The 17327-nt window shown below is 61.2% G+C and carries 14 protein-coding genes; 4 read left to right on the plus strand and 10 right to left on the minus strand.

Features of this window, described 5'->3' with window-relative positions; genetic code table 11:
- Window positions 1-43 precede the first annotated feature (43 nt).
- The 10 genes from tyrR to pspA form a co-directional block, all read right to left on the minus strand.
- Window positions 44-1615 (minus strand): transcriptional regulator TyrR, encoded by a 1572-nt coding sequence (tyrR, locus tag FJU30_RS06850; RefSeq protein ID WP_150434227.1) that lies wholly within the window; start codon window positions 1613-1615, stop codon window positions 44-46.
- A 132-nt stretch (window positions 1616-1747) separates the two neighbouring features.
- Window positions 1748-2974: an MFS transporter gene (locus tag FJU30_RS06855; protein ID WP_150434228.1), complete on the minus strand. Its 1227-nt coding sequence runs from the start codon at window positions 2972-2974 to the stop codon at window positions 1748-1750.
- A gap of 88 nt (window positions 2975-3062) precedes the next feature.
- Window positions 3063-4130, minus strand: coding sequence for a YcjF family protein (locus tag FJU30_RS06860; protein ID WP_150434229.1), 1068 nt, complete (start codon window positions 4128-4130; stop codon window positions 3063-3065).
- The gene (locus FJU30_RS06865; protein ID WP_150434230.1) at window positions 4127-5524 is read right to left on the minus strand and encodes a YcjX family GTP-binding protein; all 1398 of its coding nucleotides are present in this window, start codon (window positions 5522-5524) and stop codon (window positions 4127-4129) included. The genes FJU30_RS06860 and FJU30_RS06865 overlap by 4 nt, the downstream gene beginning before the upstream one ends.
- 57 nt (window positions 5525-5581) lie before the next feature.
- Window positions 5582-6985 carry a DUF3999 family protein gene (locus tag FJU30_RS06870; protein ID WP_150434231.1) on the minus strand — a complete coding sequence of 468 codons (1404 nt, stop codon included), beginning with the start codon at window positions 6983-6985 and terminating at the stop codon, window positions 5582-5584.
- Window positions 6985-9810 (minus strand): DUF2339 domain-containing protein, encoded by a 2826-nt coding sequence (locus FJU30_RS06875; protein ID WP_150434232.1) that lies wholly within the window; start codon window positions 9808-9810, stop codon window positions 6985-6987. The genes FJU30_RS06870 and FJU30_RS06875 overlap by 1 nt, the downstream gene beginning before the upstream one ends.
- 66 nt (window positions 9811-9876) lie before the next feature.
- Window positions 9877-10113, minus strand: a complete 237-nt coding sequence (locus FJU30_RS06880) for a phage shock protein PspD (protein ID WP_150434233.1) — start codon at window positions 10111-10113, stop codon at window positions 9877-9879.
- A gap of 48 nt (window positions 10114-10161) precedes the next feature.
- Complete coding sequence (gene pspC / locus FJU30_RS06885) at window positions 10162-10521, minus strand: envelope stress response membrane protein PspC (RefSeq protein WP_150434234.1); 360 nt, start codon at window positions 10519-10521, stop codon at window positions 10162-10164.
- A complete protein-coding gene (pspB, locus tag FJU30_RS06890; RefSeq protein WP_150434235.1) occupies window positions 10521-10760 on the minus strand; it encodes an envelope stress response membrane protein PspB in 240 nt (79 codons plus the stop codon). Before pspB ends, pspC begins: the two co-directional genes overlap by 1 nt.
- A 115-nt stretch (window positions 10761-10875) precedes the next feature.
- Window positions 10876-11544, minus strand: coding sequence for a phage shock protein PspA (gene pspA, locus FJU30_RS06895; RefSeq protein ID WP_150434236.1), 669 nt, complete (start codon window positions 11542-11544; stop codon window positions 10876-10878).
- A 200-nt stretch (window positions 11545-11744) separates the two neighbouring features.
- Here pspA and pspF point away from each other — a divergent pair, with 200 nt between their 5' ends.
- The 4 genes from pspF to sapC all read left to right on the plus strand — a co-directional run bounded on the left by pspF (window position 11745) and on the right by sapC (window position 17326).
- Complete coding sequence (gene pspF, locus FJU30_RS06900) at window positions 11745-12740, plus strand: phage shock protein operon transcriptional activator (RefSeq protein ID WP_150434237.1); 996 nt, start codon at window positions 11745-11747, stop codon at window positions 12738-12740.
- Window positions 12741-13801: 1061 nt separating this feature from the next.
- Entirely contained in the window at window positions 13802-15487 is a 1686-nt protein-coding gene (gene sapA / locus FJU30_RS06905; RefSeq protein WP_150434238.1) for an ABC transporter substrate-binding protein SapA, read from the plus strand.
- Window positions 15484-16449 (plus strand): putrescine export ABC transporter permease SapB, encoded by a 966-nt coding sequence (gene sapB, locus FJU30_RS06910; RefSeq protein WP_150434239.1) that lies wholly within the window; start codon window positions 15484-15486, stop codon window positions 16447-16449. The genes sapA and sapB overlap by 4 nt, the downstream gene beginning before the upstream one ends.
- Window positions 16436-17326, plus strand: coding sequence for a putrescine export ABC transporter permease SapC (gene sapC / locus FJU30_RS06915; protein ID WP_150434240.1), 891 nt, complete (start codon window positions 16436-16438; stop codon window positions 17324-17326). The genes sapB and sapC overlap by 14 nt, the downstream gene beginning before the upstream one ends.
- Window position 17327: the final 1 nt, after the last annotated feature.

The following is a 17327-nucleotide window of genomic DNA, read 5'->3' on the forward strand; positions in this document are numbered from 1 at the left end:
CGCCTTCGCGGCAGTCGGTTTTTTACCTGGCCGCGCAAGCGGACTACTCGTCGTCATCGCCCTGCGCTTTGCGCTGGCTCAGGCCATAATCGCGCAATTTATTGGCGATCGCGGTATGGGATACGCCCAGCCGTTTCGCCAGTTTGCGCGTACTGGGGTAGGTCTGATACAGCCGGGTCAGCACCGAACGCTCAAAGCGTTTGCTGATATCGTCGAGCGACCCCGTCAGCATATCCTCGCCCGGCACGCCTTCGGCAGTGAACGCCGGCAGATCGATGTCCTGGATGCTCAGTTCATCGCCTTCCTGCCGGGTCAGCGCCCGATAAATAGTATTCTTCAACTGGCGCACGTTGCCCGGCCAGCCGTATTGCGTCAGCAACTGGCTGACGTCCGGCGTCAGTCGGGGGCAAGGCATGCCCTGTTCATCGGCGAAACGCGCAACGAACAGTTCGGCCAGCGGGATAATATCGGCCGGGCGTTCTCGCAGCGGCGGCAGCACCATGGTGAGCACATTCAGCCGGTAATACAGATCCTCGCGAAACTCGCCGCGCTGCACCAGCTCCAGCAAATTTTTCTGCGTCGCGCAGATCACCCGCACATCAACGTGCACTTCCTGGTCTTCGCCGACGCGGCGAAACGTACCGTCGTTGAGAAAACGCAGCAGTTTGGCCTGCATGCGCGGCGACATCTCGCCCACTTCATCCAGCAGCACCGAGCCGCCGTTAGCCTGCTCGAAAAAGCCCTTTTTCCCTTCCAGCGCGTTAGGGTACGCGCCCGGCGCATAGCCATATAGCTCGCTTTCCGCCACATCGTCCGGCAAAGCCGCGCAGTTCAATGCCAGAAACGGCTGTTTCCCGCGCGGACTGCGCAGGTGGCAGGCCTGGGCCAGCAGATCCTTACCGGTGCCGGTCTCGCCGACAATCAATAGCGCGGCGTCCAGCATAGCCAGCTTTTTGGCCTGCTCCACCAGATGGCGCATCCTGGGACTGACCGCCACAATATGGTTAAACGCGCTGTCGTCATTCACTTCGACATTTTGCAGCTGGCGGCCCATACGCGCCGCCGACTTGAGCATCAGCAACGCGCCGGACGGCGCGCGGTTGTCTTGCGGTTCGTCGACGTGAATCGGCACGATCTCCAGCAAAAACGCCTGGCCGCGGATCGCCAACCGCTCGACGGCGGGCGTCAGAGGCTGGCGCGCCAGCCAGCGGGAAAAGTTAAACTCGGGGATGGCGCCGGCGATAGTCATATCCGCCGGTTTATCGGCCGACAGCCCGAATAAGGTCTGCGCCGCCGGGTTGATCAGTTCGATGTTTCCGTTCAGATCCAGCGAAAATACCGGCTCCGGCATAGACGCCAGCAGCGCGCGCAGGGCGCGATGTTCACGTTCGGAAGGCATGTAAGCGCTGGTGCGCACATCGCTGACGCTGTCGATGCGACGGATATCCGCCATCAACTCGCGGAAGACGTCAAAGTCGACGCTGGCGATATTGAGATAAATACGGCCGGCGGGATCAATCTCGATGCCGCGCAGGTCGATCCCACGCAACACCAGCAAATCCAGCAATTCACGCGTCAGGCCAAAACGGTCCTGACAAAAAACTTCCAGGCGCATCAGTGATCAACCCTCTCATTATGGCTACGGCAAACCGCGATAATACTCTTTCATCCGGCGCGGATGAAGTCACCTGTCAGCAAAAGTTGACACTCGGTGAAAGGACCTTGCCACCTGACGGCGCCAGACGCGCTACGCCGGCCGTTGACGATTGATCAGCGCCACACATACGCCCATGGCGCTCATCAGAATCGAACAGGCGGACAGCAGCAGGAAGCTGGCGGCCCAACTGCCGGTCAGCGAATGCAGGCCGCCGGTGATTAACGGACCGACGGAGGCCAACGTATACCCCACGCCCTGCACCGCCGACGAGAAACGCCGGTTATCGTCCAGATCGCGCGCATTCTCCATGATCAACATAAAGATAGCGGTAAAACCGCCGCCCTGCGCCACCCCGCTGACCAGCGACCAGAACAGCCACTGTTGCGGCCAGTAATACATGCCGGCCGGCGTCATCATCCAGAAAATACCCACCATAACCAGCAACAGCGAACGGGGAACGCGCCACATGGAGGCCATCATCGGCACGCCGAAGGAACCGATCAGCGCGGTAATCTGAAACACCGACGCAATCAGCCCGGCCCGCGCCGCGCTCATCCCGGCTTCCTGGGTCAGCCAGGTCGGCAACCAGGCGGTCATGCCATAATAAACCAGCAGATGAACGGTAAAGGCGACCACCAGATACCAGAGTATCGGCCGGCGCCAGAACGAATACGGCCGATCCGTCGGTAAATTCACCCGCGCTTTTAACGCCGGCCGGTCAGCTCGATCGGCCGGCGCTTGCCGGCTGAGTCGTTTTTTGCGCTGGATTACCCTGCCCCAGCAAATCAGCGCCAGAACGGCCAGCGCCGCCCAGCAGGCCAGCGCCGAGCGCCAGCCGGCCCACAGCGCCAGCGGAGCGGTCAGCGCGGAGGTCAGCATGGTGCCGACATTAAGCGCCGCGGTGTAAAGCCCGGTGGCCATATTGCGACGCTGGCTGAAATCGCGTGCGATAACCATCAGGCAGACGATGTTGCCGATGGTCAGCGAGGCGCCCAAAATCAGCGTGCCGGCCAGCGCGGTATTCAGTCCGCCCGCCGGGCGCAGCAGCGTGCCGATAATGGTGCCGGCCAGAGTAATCAAAATCGCTTTTTCAATACCGGTACGGGAAATCAGTACGGAGGCCAGCGGCGTCAGTATGCCGAAACAGAGCACCGGAATACTGGTCAGCATCCCGGCCATGGTCACATTGATCGCTAAATCTGCACGCAGTTGATCGATAACGGGCGCGATGGCGGTGAGGGGACTGCGCAAATTAAGCGCCAGGGCAAGCAGTGCAAACAGGATCAACAGCGGCAGCTGTATTCGGTAAGTACGCATTTTTACATCATATCAGTGCGGGAAAGGCGTATTGCAATATACGCCTTTCTGCCGGCGCGCACAGCCCGGCGCCGTGCCGTAACGATGATTATTTGTTCTGCGGCGGCGGCTTGTCGTTGCTCAGCGTCGCCCGCAGTTGACCAATCAGTTCGCGCCGGAAGTCGCCAAGGCGCGGTTTATCCTGATCCAGCCACGGCAGCGGACGGCACAGTTCCATCGCCTTGATGCCCAGACGCGCCGTCAGCAGGCCGGCGCCGATGCCCTGCGCCGCGCGGGCTGACAGACGGGCAGCCAGATCCTGCGACATCCAGTCCATACCCACCTCGCGCACCAGTTCCGAGGCGCCGGCGAAAGCGATATTCAGCAGCACGAGGCGGAACAAACGAATACGGCTGAAATAACCCAGTTCGATGCCGTACAGCGCGGCGATGCGGTTGATCAGCCGCAGGTTGCGCCAGGCGATAAACGCCATGTCCACCAGCGCCAGCGGGCTGACGGCGATCATCAGCGTCGATTCGGCGGCGGAACGGCTGATTTCGCGCCGCGCCTGCTGGTCCAGCACCGGCTGCACCATGCGGGCGTATAGCTCGACCACCTCGCGATCGTTGTGCGTCTCATGCAGCGAGGCCTGCCAGCGCCGCAGCGCCGGGTGGCTATGGTCGAGACCGGCCTGGCGCGCCAGCTTCTCGCAAAATGCGCGCCCGCGGCCGGCCGCATGGCTGTGTAGCAGATCGCGCGCCACGTCGCGCGTTTCCGCCCGCTGGCGCAGCCGGTACAGCCGGCGCCACTCCACCGCCAGCGACCCGACGCCGGCGGCGACGATCAGTCCGCCGGCGCCGATCGCCCCCAGCGCGATCCAGTCCTGCTGCAGCCAGGACTGATATACCGACTGCACGCCCTGCGCCAGCACGCTGACGCCGAACAGCCCCAGCCCGACGCCGGCCATTTTGCGCCACAGGCTGCGGCGCGGCTTCAGCGCGGCGGTCAGCGCGGCTTCCGCCGCCCCTTCCTCTTCCTGCTGCGCCTGTTCGACGTTGAGCGGAGAGAAATGTTGCGCCTGCTGTTCATCGAAGGTCATTGCGGCGCGAATTTCCGGCGCCGGCGCTTCCGGCGGCGTCTGGCCGAAATCAATACGAGGTTTCAGCGGATCGTTCATCGCAATTTATCTCCCAGTAAAAATTCCATCACCGCATCCAGACGAATATGTGGCAACGGCGTATCCACCGCCATTTCGCGCGGCCGGAAACGGTCGAAATGAAACCCCTGATTACGCCAGAAGGCCGCATCGGGCAGCCGGGCCGGCACTTCGCCGGGGAACACCGTGAGCGGCTGCCCGTCCTCAAGCCGATGGCCCTGTAGCGCAGGCACCGCTTGCCCACGGTGTTCGACCATCCCGCTCTGCGTCGCCTGCACCGACGCAATGCCGGCGCAATCCATGCTGATGCCCTCAAAGGCGGCGTTTTGCCACGCTTCCTGCACCAGCTGCTGCAACAGCGATACCAGACTGGCGTGCTGATCGGCGGTAACGTGATCGGCCTTACTGGCGGCGAACATCAGTTTATCGATACAGGGCGAAAACAGCCGGCGAAACAGCGTGCGTTTACCGTAGTGAAAACTCTGCATCAGTTGGGTCAGCGCCAGCCGCATATCGTTAAAAGCGTGAACGCCGCTGTTCAGCGGCTGCAGACAGTCAACCAGCACAATTTGCCGATCGAAACGCACGAAATGGTCTTTATAGAAACCGCGCACCACCGACCGGCAGTAATAGTTAAAACGCCGGCGCAGCATGCCGATATTGGTTTTGTCGTCCGCTCGCGTCAGCGCCGCTTCGCCCTGCTCATCGACCTGCGGCCAGGGGAAAAATTGCAGCACCGGCGCGCCGGCCAGATCGCCGGGCAGCACAAAGCGTCCGGGCTGGATAAAATGCAGCCCTTCGCGTTTGCAGCGCAGCAGATAATCGGTATAGGCCTGCGCGATATCGGCCAGCCGGTTCTCATCGGCCGGCGCCAGCGGATCGAGACCGGCGCACGCCGCCAGCCAGGGTTTGGCCCACTCCGCCCGGTCGCCCTGCAACAGCCCCGCCATCTGCCGCGACCAGCTCAGGTAATCCTGTTCCAGCAGCGGCAAATCGAGCAGCCACTCGCCCGGATAATCGACGATTTCCAGATACAGCGTGGCGTTCTCTTTAAAATGACGCAGCAGAGAATCGTTCGAGCGATAGCGCAGCGCCAGCCGTATTTCGCTGACGCCGCGCGTCGGGGTGGGCCAGGCCGGCGGCGTGCCGTACAGCGCCGTCAGCCCCTCGTCGTAGGCGAAACGCGGCACGCCCAGATCGCGCTGCGGCACGCGTTTCACGCCCAGCAGGCGCCCTTCGCGCGCGGCGGAAAACAGCGGCAGCCGGGCGCCGCTGTGCACATTCAGCAGTTGATTGACCATACCGGTAATAAACGCGGTTTTGCCGCTGCGGCTTAAACCGGTTACCGCCAGGCGCAAATGACGATCCACGCCGCGGTTAACCAGTGCACTCATCTCATTCTGTAATCGTTTCATTCGCTCGTCATATTCGTATGTTCCGCGCTATCACGTATATCGGTCCGGCGCCGTGATTCAGCGCGCCGTGTTCATTTCCCGCCACAGTTTAAATGCCAACAGGCCCAGCCCGAGCGTACCGACAATCAACAGACCCCACAGCAGCAGCACCGGCCAGCGCGCCGGCGCCCCGGCGACCGGCGCGGCTTCCGTCAGCCGCGAAGCGCCGCCCAGCGTGAGACGATCGCCGGCGGACGCCAGCGGCAGCGCCGCCAGACTATCCGCGCCGCGCCACTCCTGCGGGATCAACTCATCCAGCGTCAGCGCCTGCGGCGCCGCCTGGCGCGCGCCCCACGCCAGCAGATAAGGCGGGTTGCCCTGTGCGTTGAAGATCACCGTCCGGCCCGGGCGCGCTCCCGTCAGCTGCGGCGGCGTTTCGCCCCACTGACTGTTGATCCCCTTGAGCCGCACGGATTTGATTAGCGTCTGGTTAAGCGCGATCGGCGCCGACTGGCTGTTGTTGCCATCCTTAATAAAGCGATAAACCAGCTGATTCGGCAACGGAGTCCACGGCTCCTGGTCGCCGCTGCGGTAGCTGACGGCCAGCGGCAGAACCCGATTAGTCAGTTGCGGGGTGATAATCAACTGGCTGAGCGGCTGCGCGACCGGCAGTTGATACTCGGCTTCATCCGGCCCCAGCGGCTGACCGTTGAAACTCAGCGCGACCGTCTCTTCCTCGATATGCCGTTCCAGCGTGCTGCCCTGCACCGAACTGAAGGTCGGCAACGTCTGGCCGCCGTCGCCGGTCACCACCGCCAGTAAATACGCCTGTCCGGCAATGGCGCGCCCGTCCAGGTTGATGTGGTCGACGCGCAGACGCTGATTATCCGCCTGCAGATCCAACAGCGGAGCATCCTGTTCTTCGCGATACCAGTTTTTCAAATCGTCGCTGTAATACAGCGTCACCCGCGCCTGCCAGTTGCGTTCGGTCGGCGTCCAGCCGAAAGTCAGGCGGTCTATGCGACGCGACGCGTGCTGCTGCTGAGGCAAGCTGATTAAATAGCTGCCGCCGACCGTTTCATTTTGCTGCAGCGGCAGCTCCACCCGCGAGCCATCGGCCAGCCGTAACGTCACGACTTTATTCCGTCCTTCTCCCTGGCTCACGCGGCCATCCAGCGCAAACAGCGCCAGCGGGAAATGGCTGACGCTTTCCCCGCTGCGGGTCGGCTGGTACAGGGCGAAAGGCACGCTGCGCCCCTGGTTGTCGAACACGCGCACGTCGCGCAGATCCGACCATGCGCTGCTCAGATAGGTTTCATGCGGCAATGCGAGCCGATAAAACGGATGGTCCCCGCCAGTCGTTACCGGCGCGCCAAACGCAAAATCATTCGGACGTTCGACCTCCGCGCGGGCGCCGGCGCTCAGACAGCAAAACACCAGCGCCGCGGCGAGTTGACCTTTCAAATGGATAAGTCTGGTCATTATTCTCTGTTCTCCGACGCTTCCGCCTGCGCGCGCCGGGGCGGCAGCGGAGCGAAATAACCAACGATAAGCACCAGAACCGCAACGCCGATAAAGGCGATGGCGCGCGCCAGACCGCCGCTGCCGGCGCTATCCACCAGAAACAGTTTCACCACCGTAACGGCCAGCACCAGCGCGCCCACCAGCCACGGCGTGCGCCGCGCGCGACGCGTCGCCCAAATCATGCACAGCAGCGCGCCCAGCGTCCACACCAGGGCCAGGCTGGTCTGCACCAGGCGGGAATTCCACAGGAACGGCGCCGACCAGGGCAGTTCAGCATACCAGGCCAGCGCGCGCAGCAGCGAACCGTTCAGCCACCAGAGCGCCAGCAGCCATAACCCGGCCCGACAGCCGATCAGCTGTACCGGTTCAAAACGACCGGCCGCCGCATAGCGCCGCGCCCACCAGACCAGCGCCAGCAGCCCGGCCAACGCGCTGATCTCCAACGGATTAAGTAGCGGCAGCCAGAACCAGTCGGCGATCTGACCGTCCAGCAGGTTGCCGCGCCACAGCAGGACAAACAGCAGCGCGACCAGCGGAATCGGGCCGGACAACACATACCAGTCCGCCCGCCGGCTGAGCGGCCATAGCCGATGGCGCGCCGGCGCCACCAGCGCCAGTATCATCGCGGCCAGCAGAATATGGGTCATCGCCGGACGCCATTCATCCTGCCCCCAGCCCGCCAGCGGATACAGCCAGTGCACCATCATCAGCAACAGGTATGCGCAAACCGCCCAGAATAGCAGCAGGTGCAGCGTCTGTTCGAATCGTAGGCTCAGCCGATCCCGTTCACGCCACAGCAGCAGGTAGCCGGCGGCGAAACTGATGATAAACGACGCGGCGATCGCGATCTGCGCCAATGGCGCAAACTGATGTAGCATAAACGTGGTTGAAAAGACGCGCGCCGCCAGCGCCAGCAGCGTCAGCAACATAACCGGCCACAGCAGCCAGGCCGTCTGGCGTAACTCACGCCAGCGCAAATAGCATCCCGCCGCGTTCCACAGCAATGCGGACAGTGCGCACAGCAGCAGGAAGCGCGCCAGCACCTGCAGGCCGGGCAGCACGACCAACAGCGGATATGCGCTCAGATCTAAATACCAGATGATGACATACATCAGCCAGCTCACCCACGTCAGCATACCCAGGATAAAAAAGGTGCGACTGATCGTCCGCCATTCGCTGTGCGCCGGCCGATAGCGGCGCCACACATAGCTGGCGGCCAGGTAACAGAGCGCCAGAACGGCAAAAATCAACAGCGACTGGCCGATCTGCGCGCGGTGCAGCGAATACAGCGCCGAGAACAGCCCGAGCAGCATAACCAGCGAACCGCTCCAGCCCAGACGACGCTGACGCTGGCTCACGCCGGCCCACAGCAGCGCCAGCCCTTCCACCAGCCACGCCAGCGCGGTCCAGCTTGCCGACAGCGCCAGCGGAATCGCCAGCGTGCTAAAGGCGCCGCCGAGCGCCAGCGCATAGATCGCCAGCCGCCGGCCCACCTGCGGATAATAGCGCAGCGCGGCCCAGCCGAGCGCAAGATACAGCAGACCGAAGCCCAGCGAGGAAAACGCCGGCCCGAACGCCCAATGACGGGTCATAACGTACTGCATGCCGAAACCGAGCAGCGGCGGCGCGAACAACAGCACGCCGTCGATAATCTCTTTGCCCACCGGCTGATGGCGCAGAGAGAAGATCAATGTAGCCACGCCGAAGATCAAAATATTGGCCAGCAGAAACAGCTGACAGCTGAAATAGAACTGCGGCTGCCAGCCGCTCATGCCCCACAGCGCGCCGACCCCAAAGCTAAACAGCAAACCGAGCAGGTTAAGCTCGCGCCACGACTGACGCGCGCTGATCGCGAGGATGCCGAGCGACAGCAGCAGGTAATAGGAAAACAGCATAACGGGGTCGCCGCCGCCCTGCGACAGCAACAGCGGGGCAAGATAACCGCCGAGGCTGGCCAGCATCGCCAGGCTCAGCGAGCGCTGCAGCACCGCCAGCAGTACGCTGGCCGCGCAGATTGCCAGCAGCAGCGCGAAAGTCAGCCCGTAGGGCAACAGCATATACAGCCGGAAGGCGCCGAATGCCGTGATGTAGAGCGCGCCGATGGCCCCGCCCTGCAGTATCAAAGCATAGAGCAACTGCCGCCGGCGCAGGCGCCAGCCCAACGCCAGCAGGCCGCAGCCGATGGCCGCCGCGATGCACATGCGCACCTCGATCGGCAACAGATTCCGTTCGATGCTGTATTTCATCAGGTACGCCAGGCCGAAGAACAGCAGAATGATGCCCAGTTTGGCCAGCGGATTGCCTTTCAAAAACCAACTGACCAGCGAAGAAAAAATGCCGCCCTGTTCTTCTTTGATCGGCGTCGGCGCGGAAGACCCCGGCGACGCCGCCGCAGGCTGTGCGGCCGAAGCCCGGCGCCAGACCGCTTCCGCCGCTTCGTCGACGGCGGGTTCGGCGCTAACGGCTTCCGACTCCGCAGCCTGCGCGAACGCCGGCGCGGCGTCGTGCTGCGACGCCGTGTCAGCCTCGTCGCCGTGCCACATCCACGGCGTTTCGGCATCGTCGTCCGCCAGCGGCGCAGTGGACTGCGTTGCTGCCGGCGCGGGTGCAGCTCCGGATGTCAATTGCTGCAATGCGGATCGCAACTGTTTTACTTCCTGCTGCAAACGTTCCGTTTCGCGCCGTACGTGCGCGCTGCGGATCAGGGCCACCAGCGACAGTAACGGCCCGGCAAGAAACAGGAACAACAGAAGGATCCCAATGGGATAGAGTATGTCTTCCATGAAACATCCTGATAATTTACGTCGGATGTTGAATCTTACATGAAATTACTTTTTGCGCCATGCGCATCAGGCGGCAGGGCCACGCGGCGCCAGCTTACGGCTAAGCCGCGTCATCCCCCGGCTCAGCAGCGGCTGCAGCATCAGCGTCAACAGCAAACGCAACGGCTTGCGCGTCACCGTTTGCAGCAGCCAGCGGGTAATGCCGGCCGGGCCGTAGTACATCAGCACCAGCAGCGCCACGTTTAAAACGCGCTGCGCGATTTTTCGGCTACGCGTTCCCTGCGTCATGGATTTATCATGCATTCATTTTCTCCGGTTAACGCAGCGGAACCACAGGCTCGGCGGCGCGGATTAAATCTGACGAAAACGGTTCTGCACGCTGAACGTTTCAGATGTCACGTAACGCTCCAGCCGCCGCAGCCGCTGTTCGCTGGCGTTCAGCACCGCATCCGCATCCTGCAGCAGTCGCTGCGGCGTAAGCGGCGGCGTCTCGTCGACATGCCCGGCCGGCGCCGGATCCAGTACGATGCTGAGAATGATGTAGGCCAGCACGGTAAAGAGAAACAGACCGAAAAATAGCGACAGCACCACGATGACCCGCAGCAAGGTGACCGGCACATCGAAATAATGGGCCAGACCGGCGCATACGCCCTTCAGCTTGCCTTCTTCCGGCCTGCGATATAATTTTTTATCCGACCTGCGCGTAGTCATTATTGTTGCCTCCAGTTTGGATGTTCCGCATCCAGAATGTTTTCCAGCACCTGAATGCGGTCACGCATACGGCGCGCGTCTTCCGTCAGTTGCGTCAGGCGCTGCAGCTCCTGCGGCCCCAACTGAGCATTGCTTTGCCGGCGCTGACTGTAATGCAGCCAGAGCCAGACCGGTGCCACGAAAAGACCAAAAATCATCAGCAATACGGTCAGCGGTATGGCAAAAAACAAAGCGCTCATTCGATCTCCTTAGTGAACATAATTTTACCCGTCGTCTTTTCCCGCCGGCCGAGGGGCGTTTGCGCAGCGGCATAACCCGCATTGAGCACCCGCCCCGGCGGCAGCCGCGGCGTCCTTATTCGGCGTCCGGTTTCATTTTTGCTTTCAGCGCGGCCAGTTGAGCGTTGATTTCATCGTCGGCCTTCAGTTCGGCGAACTGCTGATCGAGCGATTTCTGTTTGCCCAGCCCGATGCTTTCCGCTTCGGCTTCCATGGTATCAATACGGCGTTCAAACTGTTCGAAACGCGCCAGCGCTTCATCCAGCTTACCGCTGTCCAGTTGGCGGCGCACGTCGCGCGATGAGGCGGCCGCGTCGTGACGCAACGCCAGCGCCTGCTGACGCGCGCGGGTTTCGGTCAGCTTATTTTCCAGCTCGCCGATTTCACGTTTCATCCGTTCCAGCGTTTCATCAATATTAGCGGCTTCCTGCTGCAGCGTGGCGATCAGGTCGGTCAGTTTTTGCTTTTCAATCAGCGCCGCGCGCGCCAGGTCTTCTTTATCCTTACGCAGCGCCAGCTCGGCTTTCTCCTGCCACTGCGCCTGCTGCGCCAGCGCCTGTTCGATGCGGCGGGTCAGCTGTTTCTTTTCGGCCAGCGCGCGGGCCGAGGTGGAACGCACTTCAACCAGCGTATCCTCCATCTCCTGGATCATCAGCCGGACCAGCTTTTGCGGATCTTCCGCTTTATCCAGCAGCGAGGTAATGTTGGCGTTCACGATGTCGGCAAAACGAGAAAAAATACCCATATTCCAATCCTCTACTCATTTATGTAATCAGTCAGTGAGCCGGCGGCTACGACTGAGATATATCAACTATCGTGCCAGGTTTTTATTTTCAATTAACATGATGAAATAATTACCTATTTTTATTTTTTGACAATCCAGCGCAACCCGCTAAATTGGTTAAATAAACTAACTGTTAGTCAAAATGACACGAGGCGATGCGCGTGGATCAAAAACAGGATAACCTGCTGGGCGAGGCAAATAATTTTCTTGAGGTGCTGGAGCAGGTTTCGCAACTGGCGCCGCTCAGCAAGCCGGTGCTGGTGATCGGCGAACGCGGCACCGGCAAAGAGCTGATTGCCAGCCGGCTGCATTATCTGTCGCATCGCTGGCAGGGACCGTTGATCTCGCTGAACTGCGCGGCGCTGAATGAAAACCTGCTGGATTCCGAGCTATTCGGCCACGAGGCCGGCGCGTTTACCGGCGCGCAGAAGCGTCATCCAGGTCGTTTCGAACGCGCCGACGGCGGCACGCTGTTCCTCGATGAACTGGGCACCGCGCCGATGCTGGTGCAGGAAAAACTCCTGCGGGTGATCGAATACGGCACGCTGGAGCGCGTGGGCGGCAGCCAGCCGCTGATGGTGGATGTGCGTCTGGTATGCGCCACCAATGACGATCTGCCGGCGCTGGCCGCCAGCGGCAAGTTTCGCGCCGATCTGCTCGACCGGCTGGCCTTCGATGTCGTCCAACTGCCGCCGCTGCGCGCGCGTCGCCAGGACATTATGCTGCTGGCGGATCACTTCGCTATTCAGATGTGCCGCGAACTGGGGCTGCCGCTGTTTCCCGGTTTTTCCGCACAGGCGCGCGATACCCTGCTGGCCTGGCGCTGGCCGGGCAACGTGCGCGAGTTGAAAAACGTGGTCGAACGGTCGGTGTACCGGCACGGCGACAGCCAGCAGCCGCTGCACGACATCATTATTAATCCGTTCAGCCGGCGCGGCGAACCGTCTCCGCCGGCGGCGGACAGCACATCGGCCGGGTTGCCGGCGCTGCCGCTCGAGATGAAAACCTGGCAACAGGGGCAGGAAAAAGCGTTGCTTGAACAGGCCCTGCGCCAGGGACGCTTTAATCAGCGTCGGGCGGCCGAGCTGCTCGGTCTGACCTACCACCAGCTGCGCGGGCTGCTGAAAAAGCATCGGCTGTCGGTCGACGACGAATAGCGGGCAGCGAAGATCCGTCAGAATAGCCAGCGGCTATATGTAAAAAGCCAACGGCATATAAAGTCATGCCGATTGGTTAAGCGTTTTTATACCGTTTTGAGTATTTATCGGGTATGTAAAATGCCGTTCGCTCATCGCGTCGGTGCATTCTCTGATGCGGGAAGATGTACCCTTTTATATTTACATACTGATTTAGTAGATATATTTCGCAATGGCCCCATCATAAGAACATGTCAGACTGCCTGCTGAACGGGTAAGCGCCTTCGGCGAACATCGTCCGGGAGAGTACCAGGCAGAGCCTCCCCGCGCCCGATCGGGTCAGTTTCCCGTCGAAAAACAGACAAGCCGGAATCAGGGCGCTTTGGTAATGAACCCAACGTTCGGCTGAAACATAAAATTAATCCGAAAATTCAGGGCATTCCGGATGATTTCAACGTGACAGAATCGTTCAAGTTTTCTTAAACGAACGGTATTACCTGCATGGAAGGCGGCTTTGGCACGGTTCCCTGACAGGGGGACTAAAAAACGTATCCGCCCTGCCTTAGCATGGTTCCTGAGCAGATGACCGGTAAAGAAACGTCACTGCCTCTCTGAATCGTCCCGGCGTAAGGCAAAACATCTCCTCAGCGGCTTGCTTCGGGCTACCGTCCTGCAGAAACCCTCTCCTGCCTGTCCGGTGGTTTAAGACAGACAAAAAAAAGCCAGCATTAAGCTGGCTGAAAAAATACTGGAAGCAATGTGAGCAATGTCGTGCTCTTCTTCAGCGCTTGCGAAAGCCTCCGTTGAAGTGCAATGAGATGATAATGGTTATCACTATCGCCTGTAAAGTAATTTGTTGAGAATTTTTCTCATTTCCATACTAACCGTACGGTTCCTGCCGCGATCGTGCCGCTAAGCGCGAATTAGCCGATGCGCATCCGCTGCGGCCGGATATGCGCAAAAAATCGCCGCATTGCGGCAAAATGGCGGCAAAATAGCCAGAAAAACACAAGCCATTGGGGCGGATTGGCAGAGTGCGGTACACTCGGAACTATGATATCCCGATCGACCTTTAATCCCGTATGACCAGAAAAATGGTTTTCGCCCTGGTTCTCGCCAGCCTGGCCGCGCCGATACAGGCCGCGCCGCCGGCAACCGCGGCGACGCCGGCCGCCGTGCCGGATATTCGCCAGAGCGGCTTTGTCTACTGCGTCAATGGCGTACTGAATACCTTCAATCCACAGATGGCCCGCAGCGGGCTGACCGTCGACACGCTGGCCGCCCAACTGTTCGACCGACTGCTGGACGTCGATCCCTACAGTTATCGCCTGCTGCCGGAGCTGGCCCAGCGCTGGGAGGTGCTGGACAACGGCGCGACCTACCGTTTTTATCTGCGCCGCGACGTTCCCTTTCAACAGACCCGCTGGTTCACGCCAACCCGCGCCATGAACGCCGACGACGTGGTGTTCAGTTTCCAGCGCATGGTGGATAAAAATCATCCCTACCACAACGTCAACGGCGGCGACTATCCCTATTTCGACAGCCTGCAGTTCGCCGAATCCGTGCAGAGCATCCGGAAACTGGGCGAATACAGCGTGGAGATCCGCTTAAACAGCCCGGACGCATCTTTTCTGTGGCATCTGGCGACGCATTACGCGCCGGTGTTGTCGCAGGAATATGCGCAGACGCTGCAGAACGAAAACCGGCGCGAGCGGCTCGATCGGCTGCCCGTCGGCACCGGCCCGTTTATGCTCGACGAGTACCGCAGCGGCCAGTATATCCGGCTGAAGCGTAACGAAGCCTACTGGAAGGGCGAGCCGTTGATGCCGCAGGTGGTGATCGACCTCGGCGCCGGCGGCACCGGCCGGCTGTCCAAACTGCTGACCGGCGAATGCGACGTGCTGGCCTACCCGGCCGCCAGCCAGCTGTCGATTGTGCGCAACGATCCGCGCCTGCGTCTGTCGCTGCGCCCGGGCATGAACGTCGCCTATCTGGCGTTCAATACCCGTAAAGCGCCGCTGTCCGACCAGCGGGTGCGCCGGGCGATTGCGCTGGCTATCAATAACCAGCGCCTGATGCAGTCGATCTATTACGGTACGGCGGAAACCGCCGCCTCCATTCTGCCGCGCGCCTCCTGGGCCTATGACAGCGGCGCGGAGATCACCGAATATAATCCGGCCGCCGCGCGCCAGCTGCTGCAAGAGCTGGGGCTGAGCGATATGCACCTGCACCTGTGGGTGCCCGCCGCCTCGCAGGCTTATAACCCCAGCCCGCTGAAAACCGCCGAACTGATTCAGGCCGACCTGGCGCAGGTCGGCATTAAAGTGACCATCATTCCGGTGGAGGGGCGATCTCAGGAAGCGCAACTGATGGCGATGAGCCACGATCTGACGCTGACCGGCTGGGCGACGGACAGCAACGACCCGGACAGTTTTTTTCGTCCGCTGCTCAGCTGCGCGGCGATCCATTCAAAAACCAACTATGCTCACTGGTGCGATCCCACCTTCGATGAACTCTTGCAGAACGCGCTCTCTTCTCAGCTGATGCCGCGGCGCATCGAATACTACGAGCAGGCTCAGCAAATGCTGGCGCGCCAGCTGCCGGTGCTGCCGCTGGCTTCGTCGCTGCATTTGCAGGCTTATCGCTACGATATGAAAGGCCTGGTGCTTAACTCCTTCGGCAACGCCTCCTTCGCCGGCGTTTATCGGGAAAAAGAGGAAACGCCGCCGCCCGCCGAACCGGCGACGCAACAGGGAGGACAGCCATGATTATTTTCGCCTTGCGCCGCCTGCTGCTCCTGCTGGTGACGCTGTTTCTGCTTACGCTGGTCGGGTTCAGCCTGAGCTATTATACCCCCGGCGCGCCGCTAAAAGCGCTGATGTGGTTCGACGCGCTGCGCCTCTACTTTGTTAATCTGTTCCAGATGAACTTCGGCGTCTCCAGCATCAACGGCCAGCCCATCAGCGAACAGCTGCATAATGTGCTGCCCGCCACCATTGAGCTGTGCCTGCTGGCGTTCACGCTCTCGCTGTTGGTCGGCATTCCGCTCGGCATCACCGCCGGCATGATGCAAAACAAATGGCAGGATATCACCATCAGCGCGCTGGCTCTGATCGGCTTTTCTCTGCCGGTATTCTGGCTGGCGCTGCTGCTGATGCTTTATTTCTCGCTGCATCTCGGCTGGCTGCCGGTTTCCGGCCGTTTCGATCTGCTCTACCAGGTCAAACCGGTCACCGGCTTCGCCCTGATCGATGCGTGGCTGTCCGACTCACCCCAGCGCAAAGAGATGATTTTTAGCGCGCTGCGCCATCTGGTCCTGCCGGTCGCGGCGCTGTCCGTGGCGCCCACCACAGAGGTTATCCGCCTGATGCGCAACAGCACCACCGACGTCATCGGCAAAAACTACATTAAGGCCGCCGCCACGCGCGGCCTGTCGCGGCTGACCATCATTCGCCGCCATCTGCTGCACAATGCCCTGCCGCCGATCATTCCCAAACTGGGGTTGCAGTTCTCCACCATGCTGACGCTGGCGATGATCACCGAAGTGGTGTTCAACTGGCCGGGCATCGGCAGTTGGCTGGTCGATGCGATCCGCCAGCAGGATTACGCCGCCATCTCGGCCGGCGTGATCGTGGTGGGCGCGATGGTCATCATGGTTAATGTGCTGTCCGAAATCTGGGGTGCAATGTCTAACCCGCTGAAACACAAGGAATGGTATGCACTTCGATAACCTGTACAGTGAAAAGCGGCTGCCGAGCCGCCTGCGTGATATCTGGCGGGTGTTCCATCAGGATACCCTGGCGATGGTCGGCTTTTACTGTTTCCTGCTGCTGATCGCTCTGTGCCTGCTGGGCGAGTGGCTGGCGCCCTATCGCCTCGATCAGCAGTTTCTCGGCTATCAACTACTGCCGCCCTCCTGGTCGCACTACGGCGAGGTCGCCTTTTTCCTCGGCACGGACGATTTGGGTCGCGATATCCTCAGCCGCCTGCTGACCGGTGCCGCGCCGACGTTCGGTTCGGCGCTGCTCGTCACCAGCGCCGCCGCCCTGTTCGGCCTGCTGCTCGGCGTGCTGGCCGGCATCAATCGCGGCCTGCGCGCCGCCGTGCTTAGCCATATACTGGATACCCTGCTGTCCATTCCGTCCCTGCTGCTGGCGATTATCGTGATCGCCTTTATCGGCCCGAAGCTGGAGCACGCCATGCTGGCGGTCTGGCTGGCGCTGTTGCCGCGCATGGTCAGGAGCATCTACAGCGTCGTGCACGACGAGCTGGAGAAAGAGTATGTGATTGCAGCCCGGCTGGACGGCGCCTCGACGCTGTATATCGTCCGCTATTCAGTGCTGCCGAATATCGCCGCGGTGCTGGCCACCGAGTTCACCCGCGCGCTGTCGATGGCCATCCTGGATATCGCCGCGCTCGGTTTTCTCGATCTGGGCGCGCAGTTGCCCTCGCCTGAATGGGGCGCGATGCTGGGCGACTCTCTGGAGCTGGTGTACGTCGCGCCCTGGACGGTCATGCTGCCCGGCGCGGCCATTGCGCTGAACGTACTGATTGTCAACCTGCTGGGCGATGGCCTGCGCCGCGCCCTGCTGGCAGAAACCGAGTGAC

The organism is Affinibrenneria salicis (genome assembly GCF_008710095.1).

Bases quoted from the DNA above. Each gene is read 5' to 3' on its own strand.
- tyrR (WP_150434227.1), bottom strand. From the start codon at position 1,615: ATGCGCCTGGAAGTTTTTTGTCAGGACCGTTTTGGCCTGACGCGTGAA.
- FJU30_RS06855 (WP_150434228.1), bottom strand. From the start codon at position 2,974: ATGCGTACTTACCGAATACAGCTGCCGCTGTTGATCCTGTTTGCACTG.
- FJU30_RS06860 (WP_150434229.1), bottom strand. From the start codon at position 4,130: ATGAACGATCCGCTGAAACCTCGTATTGATTTCGGCCAGACGCCGCCG.
- FJU30_RS06865 (WP_150434230.1), bottom strand. From the start codon at position 5,524: ATGAAACGATTACAGAATGAGATGAGTGCACTGGTTAACCGCGGCGTG.
- FJU30_RS06870 (WP_150434231.1), bottom strand. From the start codon at position 6,985: ATGACCAGACTTATCCATTTGAAAGGTCAACTCGCCGCGGCGCTGGTG.
- FJU30_RS06875 (WP_150434232.1), bottom strand. From the start codon at position 9,810: ATGGAAGACATACTCTATCCCATTGGGATCCTTCTGTTGTTCCTGTTT.
- FJU30_RS06880 (WP_150434233.1), bottom strand. From the start codon at position 10,113: ATGCATGATAAATCCATGACGCAGGGAACGCGTAGCCGAAAAATCGCG.
- pspC (WP_150434234.1), bottom strand. From the start codon at position 10,521: ATGACTACGCGCAGGTCGGATAAAAAATTATATCGCAGGCCGGAAGAA.
- pspB (WP_150434235.1), bottom strand. From the start codon at position 10,760: ATGAGCGCTTTGTTTTTTGCCATACCGCTGACCGTATTGCTGATGATT.
- pspA (WP_150434236.1), bottom strand. From the start codon at position 11,544: ATGGGTATTTTTTCTCGTTTTGCCGACATCGTGAACGCCAACATTACC.
- sapA (WP_150434238.1), top strand. From the start codon at position 13,802: ATGACCAGAAAAATGGTTTTCGCCCTGGTTCTCGCCAGCCTGGCCGCG.
- sapB (WP_150434239.1), top strand. From the start codon at position 15,484: ATGATTATTTTCGCCTTGCGCCGCCTGCTGCTCCTGCTGGTGACGCTG.
- sapC (WP_150434240.1), top strand. From the start codon at position 16,436: ATGCACTTCGATAACCTGTACAGTGAAAAGCGGCTGCCGAGCCGCCTG.